Annotated in this window: 11 protein-coding genes; 6 read left to right on the plus strand and 5 right to left on the minus strand. The window is 65.0% G+C overall.

The genetic code is table 11. The annotated features are described in order from the left end of the window. The first annotated feature begins 175 nt into the window (after positions 1–175). Complete coding sequence (locus AC1KVG_RS09505; RefSeq protein ID WP_006449000.1) at positions 176–352, plus strand: hypothetical protein; 177 nt, start codon at positions 176–178, stop codon at positions 350–352. Positions 353–864: 512 nt separating this feature from the next. Here AC1KVG_RS09505 and AC1KVG_RS09510 read toward each other — a convergent pair. From AC1KVG_RS09510 to ubiK, 3 genes are all read right to left on the minus strand, one after another. Beyond that, positions 865–1,374 (minus strand): lipocalin family protein, encoded by a 510-nt coding sequence (locus tag AC1KVG_RS09510; protein ID WP_104550241.1) that lies wholly within the window; start codon positions 1,372–1,374, stop codon positions 865–867. 89 nt (positions 1,375–1,463) lie between these two features. After that, positions 1,464–2,993 carry a YifB family Mg chelatase-like AAA ATPase gene (locus AC1KVG_RS09515; RefSeq protein ID WP_481094237.1) on the minus strand — a complete coding sequence of 510 codons (1,530 nt, stop codon included), beginning with the start codon at positions 2,991–2,993 and terminating at the stop codon, positions 1,464–1,466. 16 nt (positions 2,994–3,009) lie between these two features. Then, complete coding sequence (ubiK, locus tag AC1KVG_RS09520) at positions 3,010–3,288, minus strand: ubiquinone biosynthesis accessory factor UbiK (RefSeq protein ID WP_481094238.1); 279 nt, start codon at positions 3,286–3,288, stop codon at positions 3,010–3,012. 152 nt (positions 3,289–3,440) lie between these two features. On the opposite strand from ubiK, the gene AC1KVG_RS09525 reads away from it, so the two are divergent. After that, a complete protein-coding gene (locus tag AC1KVG_RS09525) occupies positions 3,441–3,815 on the plus strand; it encodes a P-II family nitrogen regulator (protein ID WP_303396510.1) in 375 nt (124 codons plus the stop codon). A 424-nt stretch (positions 3,816–4,239) separates the two neighbouring features. Then, entirely contained in the window at positions 4,240–6,213 is a 1,974-nt protein-coding gene (locus tag AC1KVG_RS09530) for a glycoside hydrolase family 84 protein (RefSeq protein WP_481094239.1), read from the plus strand. 341 nt (positions 6,214–6,554) lie between these two features. On the opposite strand, the gene AC1KVG_RS09535 is transcribed toward AC1KVG_RS09530, so the two are convergent. After that, the gene (locus AC1KVG_RS09535) at positions 6,555–7,238 is read right to left on the minus strand and encodes an RIO1 family regulatory kinase/ATPase domain-containing protein (RefSeq protein WP_170118442.1); all 684 of its coding nucleotides are present in this window, start codon (positions 7,236–7,238) and stop codon (positions 6,555–6,557) included. Between the two features lie 560 nt (positions 7,239–7,798). Between AC1KVG_RS09535 and AC1KVG_RS09540 the strand changes: the two genes are divergently transcribed. Further along, positions 7,799–8,605, plus strand: a complete 807-nt coding sequence (locus AC1KVG_RS09540) for a hypothetical protein (protein WP_481094240.1) — start codon at positions 7,799–7,801, stop codon at positions 8,603–8,605. Positions 8,606–8,802: 197 nt separating this feature from the next. Next, positions 8,803–9,414 (plus strand): PH domain-containing protein, encoded by a 612-nt coding sequence (locus AC1KVG_RS09545; RefSeq protein ID WP_481094241.1) that lies wholly within the window; start codon positions 8,803–8,805, stop codon positions 9,412–9,414. 247 nt (positions 9,415–9,661) lie between these two features. On the opposite strand, the gene speE is transcribed toward AC1KVG_RS09545, so the two are convergent. Further along, the gene (gene speE / locus AC1KVG_RS09550; RefSeq protein WP_481094242.1) at positions 9,662–10,519 is read right to left on the minus strand and encodes a polyamine aminopropyltransferase; all 858 of its coding nucleotides are present in this window, start codon (positions 10,517–10,519) and stop codon (positions 9,662–9,664) included. A 235-nt stretch (positions 10,520–10,754) separates the two neighbouring features. Between speE and speA the strand changes: the two genes are divergently transcribed. Then, positions 10,755–12,641, plus strand: coding sequence for an arginine decarboxylase (gene speA / locus AC1KVG_RS09555; RefSeq protein ID WP_023905478.1), 1,887 nt, complete (start codon positions 10,755–10,757; stop codon positions 12,639–12,641). The last annotated feature ends 9 nt before the right edge of the window (positions 12,642–12,650 follow it).

Genomic DNA, 12,650 nt, shown 5'->3' on the forward strand with positions numbered 1-12,650 from the left:
AAGCGGATGTGATTTTCTGCCGACGCGCATGCACCGCAGAGTGGCAAGCGGGCTTGTCAATAGGTTCACACGCCTGCACGCGATGGCGCGCTAGGGTCCAAAGGTCTGCCCTCCCGTCTGGGAGCAGCGGGACAATCCGGTCCCACGCAAGACGCTTTCCGAGGAGGAATCACCCATGACAACCCAGAAAGAACGTGTCGGCGGCACCGATGCCGTGCCGATCTTCAAGATGCAGGAAACCACGCGCGACGGCGAACTCACCAAATACGTGGTCGGCGACACCGGCGTGGCCTTCGACAGCCTGGAAGGTGCGCAGGCTGCAGCCAAGGATCTGAGCACACTCAACGGTTGAGGGCGTGCTTTAGATCCGAGGTAGTTAGTCGAGTGCGGGGTAGGCGAGGGTCCGGTGTCCTTGCCGCTCGCGGGACACGCCGTAAACCCATCCCTGGGGGCTCGGTGGCGGCATCCATGCCGCCACACGGTCCCGCAATCGGCGAGGACACCGCACCAGAAAGTTGGCGGTTGCTTTGTTGAAAGTCTGCCTGTTGATCGCGTTGCGTTGCGAAGCTGATCAAAGGCGCCGTTATCCAAACAACGCGCGACATGCCTTGCTTGCAACCATGCACACCGACCATTTCGACTGGTCCTTGCCCGCCCACCGTCGCGGGACCTTACGCGGCATGGATGCCGCGTAAGGTCCCACACGGACGTACTTGCGGCGTGTCCCGCGATGGTGGGCAGGCAAGGGCCCTGCAGCCAAGCCGCAGATCACCCGCTCTACAACTGGCAGAAACTTGGCTAGTCGCAAGGTGGAGTGCCCTCTGGGCAGTTGCAGATTGCTCTACTGAAAATCCTAAGCCCTGATCAGGAGAGCGGCTGCTCGGTCAGCCGCCCGGTATGCGGAGTGTGGATCAGCGGCGCCAGATCGAAGCCCTGCTCGCGCGCATGCGCCAGATACGCCTGGGTGATGTTCTCGTCCAGCTGCGGCAGCCGTGCCAGCAGCCACAGATACTTGCGGTCGGGGCCACCGACCAGCGCGGCGGTGTAGTCCGCATCGATGCGCATCACCCAGTAATCGCCTTTGGTGAAGGGAATCCAGCGCAGGCCTTCGGGCAGGAAAGTGACCTCCAGACGCGCGTTGCTATCGTCGATGGCGCGCGCCTCACCGACTGCTTCTTCCAGCTCGCCTTCGGCAGTCAGGCAGCGGTTTTGCACACGCACCGTGCCATCGTCCTGCAGCGAATAGTGTGCCGACACATCGGTGCAATCGGCATCCTCGAAGCGGATCGGTAGCCGCGCGATCTCGTACCAGGTGCCCAGATAACGATTCAGATCAAGCGACGGGACGGTGAGGAGTTCGGGAAGTCGGCTCATGGCGGCCTCTGCGTAGTGGAATGGCAGATGTTGTACGTGCATCGTCATGAAATGCATGTTGGGATGCCGCTGCCGCTGGAGCGCCGCCATTAGGCTGCGCTTGCCGTGCCCACCGCGCGATCCAGCTTGCGGTAGCCGATCGCTTCGGTGAGATGGCGCGTGGCAATGACCGCGCTGTCGTCGAGATCGGCGATGGTGCGTGCCACGCGCAGGATGCGATGCATCGAGCGCGCGGATAGCTGCAGGTGTTCGATGGCGCGTTCCAGCAACAGCTGATCGTCATTTTGCAGGCGGCAGTGATGATCGGTTTGTGCCTGGTCCAGTTGTGCGTTGGGCACGCCGGCACGTGCAAGTTGCCGCGCGCGCGCCGCGACCACGCGGGTGCGCACGCTCGCGCTGTCCTCGCCAACGTTGCCGCTGCGCAGGGCCTGCGGCGGCAGGCGCGGGACCTCCACATGCAGATCGATCCGGTCCAGCAGCGGCCCGGAGATCCGGCTGCGATAACGGCCGATGGTGTCGCTGCTGCAACGGCAACGCCCACTGCTATCGCCGGCCCACCCGCACGGACAGGGATTCATCGCAGCGACCAGTTGGAACCTGGCCGGGAAATCCACACTGCGCGCGGCGCGCGAGATGGTGACCAGGCCCGATTCCAGCGGCTCGCGCAGCACTTCCAGCGTTTGGCGTTGCCATTCGGGCAACTCGTCCAGAAACAACACGCCGTTGTGGGCCAGCGAGATCTCGCCGGGGCGTGGATGTGTGCCGCCGCCAACCAAGGCGACCGCGCTGGCGGTGTGGTGCGGAGCCCGATAGGGGCGTTGCCGCCAGCGCACAAGATCCAGTCCGCGACCGCTGATGGAGGTAATGGCGGCGGTTTCCAGCGCCTCGGCTTCGCTGGCTTCCGGCAGCAGGCCGGGCAGGCGCGAGGCGAGCAAGGTCTTGCCGCAGCCAGGGCTACCGACCAGCAATAAATGGTGACCGCCGGCTGCGGCAATTTCCAGCGCGCGGCGGGCATGCGGTTGGCCGCGCACGTCGGCCATGTCGGGCAGGGCGCGCGCGCCGAGCGCGCCGAGCGCCTGCACCGCCAGTTCGGCGGCGGGCGCCTTCTGGGTGCCATTGAGCGTGGCACAGACTTCCAGCAGCGTGCGCGCGGTAAAGGCTTCGACGTGGCCGGCGATGGCGGCCTCGGCACCGTTGGCCAGCGGCACGATCAGGCGGCGGCCGGCCTGCGCGGCTGCCAGCGCGGCGGGCAGGACGCCATCGACACCGCGCAATTCGCCAGTGAGCGCCAGTTCGCCGAGAAACTCATACTCGGCCAGGGCCTGCCGGTCGATCTGCCCGCTGGCGGCCAGGATGCCGAGTGCGATCGGCAGGTCGAAACGGCCGCCTTCCTTTGGCAAGTCGGCCGGGGCCAGGTTGATGGTGATGCGCCGTGCCGGGAACTCGAACTGTGCGCACAGCAGCGCGGCACGCACGCGTTCGCGCGATTCGCGCACTGCCGCCTCGGGCAGGCCCACGATCTGGGTGGAGGGAAGACCGCCGGAGAGATGCACTTCCACCCGAACCTCAGGCGCATGCACCCCTACGCGGGCACGGCTGTGCACCAGCGCCAGACTCATGGTGGAGGGCCTTGGGTCAGGGGGTGGCAGGTGGCGCGGCGGGCGGCGTGCCGGGCGCGCGTGCTTCCAGTGCGGCGACGGCCTGTTCCAGTGCGTCGAGTTTTTCGCGCGTGCGCAGCAACACCGCGCGCTGCACGTCGAACTCTTCGCGGGTGACCAGGTCCAGCTTGCCAAGGCCGGCCTGCAGTGCGCCCTTGAAGGTGCTCTGCAGTTCTTCGCGCGATTGGCGCAGGCCCGGCGGCACCAGGTCGCTGAGGCGGCGGGCGAGGTCGTCGAGCTGATTGAAATCGATCATGGGGTTCTCCGCAGGTCCGTAGGAAGCCTAGTGCAGGCCGGAACACGCGGGACATCGGCAAGGCAGTCGGCAGGCGGTAAGGATAGTCCCATTCGGTTGTCGGTCGCGGTGAGGGCGATGCACATGAGATGAGTGTTGCGACCGTCCACGGTATGCTGCGCGACCGTCATGCCCTGGGATCTGCACCGATGAAAATGATCATGGCCATCGTCAAACCGTTCAAGCTCGACGATGTGCGCGAAGCGCTCGCCGGCTGCGGGGTGGCGGGTATCACGGTGACCGAGGTCAAGGGTTTCGGGCGCCAGAAAGGCCACACCGAGTTGTATCGCGGCGCCGAGTATGTGGTCGATTTCCTGCCCAAGGTGAAGATCGAAGTGGCGGTGACCGACGACCAGGCCGAGCGCGTGGTCGAGGCGATCGTCGCGGCGGCCGGCACCGGCAAGATCGGCGACGGCAAGGTGTTCGTCTACGACCTCGGCACCGTGGTGCGCATCCGCACCGGCGAGCTGGATAGCGACGCGTTGTAAGGCGTCAGCGGAAGCGACTTCGGTCGATGCTGTGCCGGCATTTCTAAGGTAACCGACCGATGACAGAAAAACAGCGCCACGGGGCCGGGTCTGCACCGTCGGTCACTGCCCTCGTAGGCGGCATCCAGCTGCCGACAACCAACGCGTTTATGAAATTGGCAGCCGGGCCTACCTTCGGTGGAGCAGCCTGGCCGCATGGCCCAAGTATCGCCAGCGCGCGTCACGCTACGTGGCCGGCTCATACCATTTCAATACCGCAGATCGGCCCCGACACCAGAGGCCAGCAACGGTACCGGCCGCCTGCCCGTAACCCAGCTGCGAATTGTCGAAGAGACCTAGAACGTCCTGATGGGACCCCTGCTTGTCGCCGCGCGATGACTTGCCTACTCTAGTGGCTAATACCATTTCAATACCGGAGTTCGGAATGAAGCGACGTGATGGCAAGTCGGGCTTGCGCCTGCTTCCGGTCCTGGTGGCGCTAAGCCTGACGGCCCCCGCGCTGGCGCAGCCGGTCACACAGCCGGCGATCTTTCCGACCCCGATGTCGATCGCGCTGGAGGGCAGCACCGTGACGCTTGGTCAGTCGGTCGTGCTGGTGGTGGCGCCGGGTGCGGACCCGGCGTCGGTCGCGCTGGTGCGCCGTATCCTCGACACCGCTGGCGTGACCAAGATCTCCACCGCATCGCGTCTGCCTGCCACGCTCGACCGCCCGCATATCGTGCTCGGCACCGGCGAGGCGGCGGTGGTGCGCGATGCCCTGACGCGCAGCAAGGCGGCGCAGGACACCCACAAGGAGGGCTATACGCTCGCCAGCGTCGCGCTCGGCAACGGCAGCCTGATCACGCTGGCCGGTCACGACAACGATGGCCTGTTTCATGCCGCTCAGACGCTGCGTCAGCTGGTCGAGCGCCCCGACATCCCGACCCTGGTGATCCAGGATCATCCGGCAATGCCAATCCGCGGCACCATCGAAGGGTTCTACGGTGCACCGTGGTCGATGGCCGATCGCACCAAGCATCTGGAATTTCTTGCCCGCACCAAGGCCAATACCTTCATCTACAGCCCGAAGGACGACCCGTACGCGCGCGACCGTTGGCGCGAGGCGTATCCGGCCGCGACGTTGAAGGCGCTGGGCAAGTTGGCGGCCACCGCCAAACGCAATCACGTCGATTTCGTCTATGCGATCTCGCCGGGGCCGACGGTGTGCTTCTCCGATCCAGCCGACGCCAAGGCGCTGCTGCGCAAGTTCGATGCCTTCCGCGCGCTGGGCGTGCGCAGCTTCTATGTGGCGCTGGACGATATCGAATACACCAAGTGGAATTGCGAGCGCGACAAGACCACGTTTGGCGCGTCCGGGGCGCAGGCGGCAGGCATCGCGCAGTCGCATCTGCTCAATCTGGTGCAGGCCGATCTGGTCGCCCGCCACGATGCGTCGTCGGAACTGATCATGGTGCCGACCGAGTATTTCGACGCCAAGGAAAGTCCGTACAAGGAAGCGTTGCGCAAGCACCTGGACCCGAAGATCGTGGTGCAGTGGACCGGCACCGACGTGGTGCCGCCGGCCATTTCCATCCCCGACGCACGCGCGGCCACCAAGGCGTTTGGCCGCAAGACGCTGCTGTGGGACAACTACCCGGTCAACGATTTCGAAACCTCGGCCGGGCGTTTGCTGATGGCGCCGTACACGCGACGCGAGGCGGGCTTGTCGGCGGAATTGTCCGGCATCGTCTCCAACCCGATGAATCAGGAAGTACCCAGCCGCGTCGCGGTGATGGGGCTGACCGCGTTCGCGTGGAACGACAAGGATTACGACGCGCAGCGCACCTGGCATGCGGCCGCACGCGACCTGGCCGGTGGCGATGCGCGGGTGACTGCCGCGCTGCTCACCTTCTTCGACACCCAGCATCTGGCACCGACCTTCGGCAGCCAGCCGTGGCAGGAACAGGCGCCGCGGCTGAAGGCGGCGCTCGATCATGTGCGCGAGGCGATTGCGCTCGGCGATGCGGCAGCGCGCAGCCAAGCCATCGCCGAGCTGGCGCGCACGGCGGACGAGATTGCTGCCGCGCCGCAGATCATTCGCGAAGGCGTGGCCGACAAGGGCTTTGCGGAACAATCGCGCCCCTGGCTGGATGCGATGCAAGGCTGGGGCCGCGCGCTGCAGCAAACCGCGGCCGGGCTGGATGCCGCCAATCGCGGCGATGCGCAGGCGGCAGTTGCGTTTGCCGATGCCAAGCAGATTGCCGCCGAAGCCGCAGCGATCCCCTCGATTCCCGGCGCCACGCGTTTCGGTGGCCCGGTCAAGATCGCCGATGGCGTACTGGACCGCTTCGTCGCCGACGCGCCGCGCCTGATCGCCTACCGCGTGCAGTCGACAGCCGAAGCGGCAAACGCGCAGTGACGACCTGGGGCGGCGACCGGACGACGGCCTAGCCACTAGACAGGCGTCGCCGGTGCGCGGCATCGACGCGTACCCCTTGTCCACTGTGGTTCCCCTGCGCAGTTGCGCACCACCTGGCGATTGCTCGCCAGGTGGATAGGCGCACCGTTGGCGTGTCATCGGGATGGTCAGGCGTGCAGCTCGGTGGGCGTGGCCCGCGTCGCCGGATCAGCATGCGGCACGCAGATCGAGATGCATTGTTCCCCCGAGCTGGTGCTGGATGCATGGCGCGATTGCGCGTCACCGCCCGCGTGCCGCGCCCCCGTGCGCCGCCTGGGCGGTGGGTGACGGCAACTTGCCGGTCAGCGTGTTTCGTTCGGCGCTACCGGCTGCGCATCGCGCTTCAGGTGCCGATACAGCCGCTTCCAGCTGCCGCGGATGGTGCGTACCCAGCGCGGCTCGGCGCTGCGTGCGGCCTCGTCGGCGGTCGGCGCGATACCGGCCAGGCGCTGGCGCATCTTCTGGAAATTGGCCAAGTCACTGCGCTGCAGTTGACGCGCCAGCGTGCCGCGTCGCAACCAGCGCGGGAAGCGCCAGGCCGAGGTGAAATCGATCAGCACCGGCACGCCGGCACTGATCACCACATTGGTGCCGTGCAGATCGTTGTGGGTGATGCCGACGGCGTGCAGGCGGCGCAGCGCCTGCTGCAGCTGCTGGAACACCTCCTGGCCGACCACCGCGCTGGCGCTGAGGGTGTCGCCCGGAATGAACTCCATGCCCAGTGCCAGCCCGCCCAGCGTGCCGAGCAGGGCCGGCGCATGCCGCCAGCCGTGCAGGCGGGCCAGCATCTTGGACTCGTGCCGCACCATCAGCCGCGCGATCGGCGCCAGCAGCGTACGGCGGTAGCGGCTGTAGTCCTTGACCACCGCCAGTTGCCCATCCAGATGCGTGCGATAGACGTTGGGCTCGAGCAGCCGGGTGCCCTGCTTGAGCAGCACGGGCGTGACGATTTGCAGGCTGGAGGTGTCCAGCGGCTGGTAGTGCATGGCAAGTCTCCGGACCTTGGCGGCGCGGAGGACTCACGCGTCTGGCAGGTTTACGATGATCGCGGGGGATCGGTCCGGTGAATTTTAGAACTTGCGAGTATTGAAATTACTTTTGTTAAAAAAATGAAATGTTCCGGGAGTGGAACGGCTGGAAGAATCAACAGCTTGCAGAGTCAGCTGCGATCAATGTTATCTGTATCTGTGTGCGACGCGCTGCTTGCAGCGGGCGTGCATTAGCGCATCGCGTGCCGCGCTCGTCGGCACAAGCGCTCACCAGAACGCTGTCGGCCGCTGTATACGCCGACAGGCAGCGATCACAGCCCTTCTTGACAGCTGCTGAGACTCGATTCACTGTGCCGGCTGCGGTCAGGGGGCTGCATCACGCGTCAGTACCGGCACGTCCACACAGACGATGCCTAAAGCCGAGTACGCGCACGATTCTGTGATGCTGGGGAAGCCCCCGAATTGGACAGCAACTGCGCCACTTCCGGACGCCGCCAGGTCATGCCTGCGTGCGCATGGATGCGGGGACGATGGAGTACGACTCATTGGGGAATGCGATGAAAAGGACCGCAACATGGCTGTTGGCCTGCACGGCGCTGGGCTGCGTTTCCGACGCGGCCGCGCAGTCGTTGTCGCGTGGCTGGGACAATTATCGGCAACAGCAAAAACAGCAGACTGGCACCCAGGGGGCCACCGCACCGGCGCCACCGTCCGGCCCGTCGCAAGACGGTACCGCCGCAGGACAGACGGCAGTGCAAGACAGCGCAGCCGGCGAGACCGGCGGCTTCACCACGGTGACGGCGCAGACGCCCGCAGCGGCGGCACCGCCCGCACCGGTGCCTGCCTACGTTGCGCCTGCGCCGCGCGAACAAGAACAGCGCCTCAAGAGCGGCATGTTCTTGGGCGCGCAGGGCGGCGAAGCCAAGGTGTTCGAGGGCAACAAGCAGGACATGGCGGGCTTCAACGTCGGTTACCGCTGGCGTGCTGGTCCGGTTACGCTGGTCGGCATTGAAGTGGCCACCGGAAAGGTCGACGGTTCGAAGGATGCGGATGGCTTTGTCGTCATTCCGACAGTGGACTTCGGCAGCATCGGTGGAACGGCGCGCTTCAACTTCGGCGACACCCCAGTGTTCGCTCTGGTACGCATGGGCTATTGGGGAGGCGAGGCAAAAGGCGAGGACTACACCGAGCGTGTCTACGGCGCATATCTGGGTGCGGGCCTCGGTGTGGATATCGGCAAGCATTTCAGTCTGAGCGCGCTCTACACGAACTACCTGTACGCCGACGAGTACTACGACGACTACGAAGACATCACCATCAATCGTGCCGAAGTGCTGAGCTTCGGCGCCGAAGTCCGCTTTTGAGCCGGCGATAGAAAAACAGCGTTGTGCACACAGCAAGGCGGATGGAGACATCCGCCTTGTTGCCGTTGGGCTGTATGAAGCGCTCGGTGATCCGGTACTGCGCACGCTTCGTCGGAGCTCTGATCGGCACCACGAAGGCACGGATGTGGTGTCATACAAGACAACGCTGCGGCGCAAGCAATCACGACGAGGAAGGTATGGAGGTCTTTACGCAATTCCTGACCGACGAGCAGGACCCGGTGGCCGTGGGCAAGATCCTGCCCAAGGTGAACGAGTTGCTGACCCGCGACGAGCAGGTCGAGTACATCGCGGTGCAGAAGAAAATGGTGATGAACTTGTCGCCGGCCGCGGTGGTGCTGACCAATCGCAGATTCATCGTTGTACACCCCACGCTGTTCGGGATGACGTTTCGCGATGTGCCCTGGCGCGAGGTGCTCGACGTGCATATGAGCGAGCAGATGCTGGGAGCGACGATCATGTGCCGCACCACGCAGGGCGGCTACCTGTCCATCGACAGCCTGCCCAAGAAACAGGCACGGCGGGTCTACGCCTATGCCCAGCAGGTGGAAGAATCGGCCCACGAAAAACGTCAGCAGCTGGAGTTCGACAAGTTGCGTGCGTCGGCCGGCGGTGTGGTGGTGCATGCGCCTGCAGCGCAGGGCGTGGCGCCTTCAGTGCCAGCGACTACGGTGGCCGGCGCGGATGATCCGATGCAGGTGCTGAGCAAGCTCAAGCAGTTGCTGGATGCCGGGTTGGTGACCCAGGAAGAATTCGACGCCAAGAAGGCTGAAGTGCTGGCACGGCTCTAGGGCTGGCAAACGAAGAACGGGGCTGGCGGCACTACGCGCACAAGCCTCAGGTAGATGCGTACCGCGCAGCGGAGTCGTAGTGCACACATGGCCCTGCCGATGCTACGCGACACTGCGAGCATCGCCAGCACGCCTGTAAGCGGTGCTGTCTTCGCCCCCAATCTGCAGGACCAGCGCACGCGAACGATGCGCCGGTTCTTTTCAATCGGGCCGGCGCGCAGCAAGCGGCGCCGGCCCGATGACATGCTTACTCGCCCAGCGCCTTGGCCACGAACGGCGGTGCAACCAGCACGCCGGTATGCAGGTGCGCGGTGTAGTACAGCGTCTCGAAACCCTTGGCCTGCGCATCGTTTTGGCGGAACGCGAAATCGGCGTTGGCCTGCTTGCTGGCCATGGTCACGCTCCACCAGCCGGTGGGGTAGCACGGCTGCGGGAACGGCAGGGTCTTGAACGACTGGAAGCCGGCCTTGCCCATTTCGGTGCGCATTTCCTTGATTAGCTCCAGCAGCGCCAGCGGCGATTCGGACTGCTGCACCAGGATGCCGTCGTCCTTCAGCGCCTTGAAGCAGCTGTCGTAGAACGCCTTGTTGAACAGGCCTTCGGCCGGGCCGACCGGGTCGGTGGAATCGACGATCACGATGTCCACGCTGCCGGCCGAGCAGTTGGCCATGTAGGCCACGCCGTCGTCGAACAGCAGCTCGGCACGCTTATCGTGGTTGGAATCGCACAGCTCGGGGAAATACTTCTCCGACATGCGCGTGACCTGCTCGTCGATATCGCACTGGGTGGCACTTTCCACGCCCGGGTGCTTGAGCACCTCGCGCAGCGTGCCGCAGTCGCCGCCGCCGATGATCACCACGCGCTTGGGTGCGGGGTGGGTGAATAGCGCCGGGTGGCTGATCATCTCGTGATAGAAGAAATTGTCGCGGCTGGTCAGCATCACCGCGCCATCGATGAGCATCAGCTTGCCCCAGTCGGTGGTCTGGTAGATCTCGATCTTCTGGAACGGGGACTGCACCTCGTCCAGCTTGCCGCTGACGCGAAAGCCGATCGCCGAGCCGGTCGGCTGGAAGTGTTCGATGTACCAGTTGTCGTTGGCGCTCATGCAAAATCCTAAAAGGAAGGGGGGCTATTCCTTCTCCCACCGGGAGAAGGTGGCGCAAAGCGCCGGATGAGGGTCGGGCGCAGCCTCATGCACCAAGCTGCTGACGGCACTACCGAACCCTCACCAACCCCACTCCAACCAGGAGCGGGGCATCAAGTCGGCGCGGATTGTAACGGACCCTGCGCGTGCCAGGCGTTACACTTCACGCCCTTTTTGCCCCAGCCGAGTCAGCGAAATGAGCGATTGGTCCCTCGACCAAGCCCGCAAGACCTATTCGATCCCGCATTGGGCCGACGGGTATTTCGATGTGAACGCTGCCGGACACATCGTGGTCACCCCGACTACCGATGGCCCGTCGGTGTCGCTGCCCGAGGTGGTGGATGCCGCGCGCGCAGCCGGCGCCAAGCTGCCGCTGCTGGTGCGCTTCCCGGACATCCTGGGCCAGCGCCTGGGCAAGCTGCAGGCGGCGTTCGCGCAGGCGCAGTCCGAGTGGGACTACGCCGGCGGCTACACGGCCGTGTATCCGATCAAGGTCAACCAGCATCGCGGCGTGGCCGGCACGCTGGCCAGCCACCATGGCGAGGGCTTTGGCCTGGAAGCGGGCAGCAAGCCGGAGCTGATGGCGGTGCTGGCCCTGTCGCGCCCGGGCGGGCTGATCGTCTGCAACGGCTACAAGGACCGCGAATACATCCGCCTGGCACTGATCGGGCGCAAGCTCGGCCTGCAGACCTTCATCGTCATCGAAAAGCCCTCCGAGCTGAAGCTGGTGCTGGAAGAAGCGCGCGCGCTGGAGGTCAAGCCAGGCCTGGGCGTGCGCATGCGGCTGGCCTCGCTGGGCGCGGGCAAATGGCAGAACAGCGGCGGCGACAAGGCCAAGTTCGGGCTGTCGCCGCGCCAGGTGCTGGACTTGTGGAAGACGCTGCGCGACACCGAATACGCCGACTGCCTGCAGTTGCTGCATTTCCATATGGGCTCGCAGATTTCCAACGTGCGCGACATCGCCAACGGCATGCGCGAGGCCACGCGCTATTTCGTGGAGCTCTCGCGCCTGGGCGCCAAGATCAGCCATGTGGATGTCGGCGGCGGCCTGGGTATCGATTACGAAGGCACCCGTTCGCGCAGCTATTGCTCGATCAACTACGGCCTGCATTCCTATGCCAGCAATATCGTGCAGCCGCTGGCCAATGCCTGCGAAGAGCATGGCCTGACCCCGCCGCGCATCGTCACCGAATGCGGCCGCGCGATGACCGCGCACCACGCCGTGCTGATCGCCAATGTGTCCGAAGTGGAGCAGGCGCCGGAAGGTCGCGTGCCCGACGCGCACGACGACGAACCGGCGGCGATCCGCCACCTGCGCGAGATCCACGACGAACTCGACGTGCGCCCGGCGGTGGAACTGTTCCAGGAGGCGCAGCACTTCCATGCCGAAGGCCTGAGTGCGTATGCATTGGGCCAGATCGACCTCACCCATCGCGCGCGTATCGACGATCTGTTTTACGCGATCGCCCATGGCGTGCGTGCACGCCTGAGCTTCGACGAAAAGAGCCACCGCCCGGTGCTGGACGAGCTCAACGAGCGGCTGGTGGACAAGTACTTCGTCAACTTCAGCGTGTTCGAATCGATCCCGGATGTGTGGGCGATCGATCAAGTGTTCCCGATCGTGCCGATCGAGCGCTTGAACGAAGCGCCGCAGCGGCGCGGCATCATCGCCGACATGACCTGCGATTCCGACGGCATGGTCAAGACCTACGTCGAGAACGAAAGCCTGGACAGCTCGATGCCGCTGCACACGTTGAATCCGGGCGAGAGTTATCGCATCGGCTTCTTCCTGGTCGGTGCCTACCAGGAAATCCTGGGCGATATCCATAACCTGTTCGGCGATACCGATGCGGTGGAAGTGGCCGTGGACGGCGATGGCTATCGCATTGCGCAGCAGCGCCGTGGCGATACCACCGATGTGATGCTGGACTATGTGGGCTATCAGCTGGACACGCTGCGCGCGACCTATGCCGAGCGCATCGCCGCCGCGCAGCTGTCGCCGGAGCGTGCGCAGGAATTGCACGATGCCTTGGAAGCCGGGCTGACCGGTTACACCTATCTGTCCGACGAACCGTTGGGCTGAAGCAGTACG

The organism is Xanthomonas sp. NCPPB 3959, assembly GCF_056675575.1.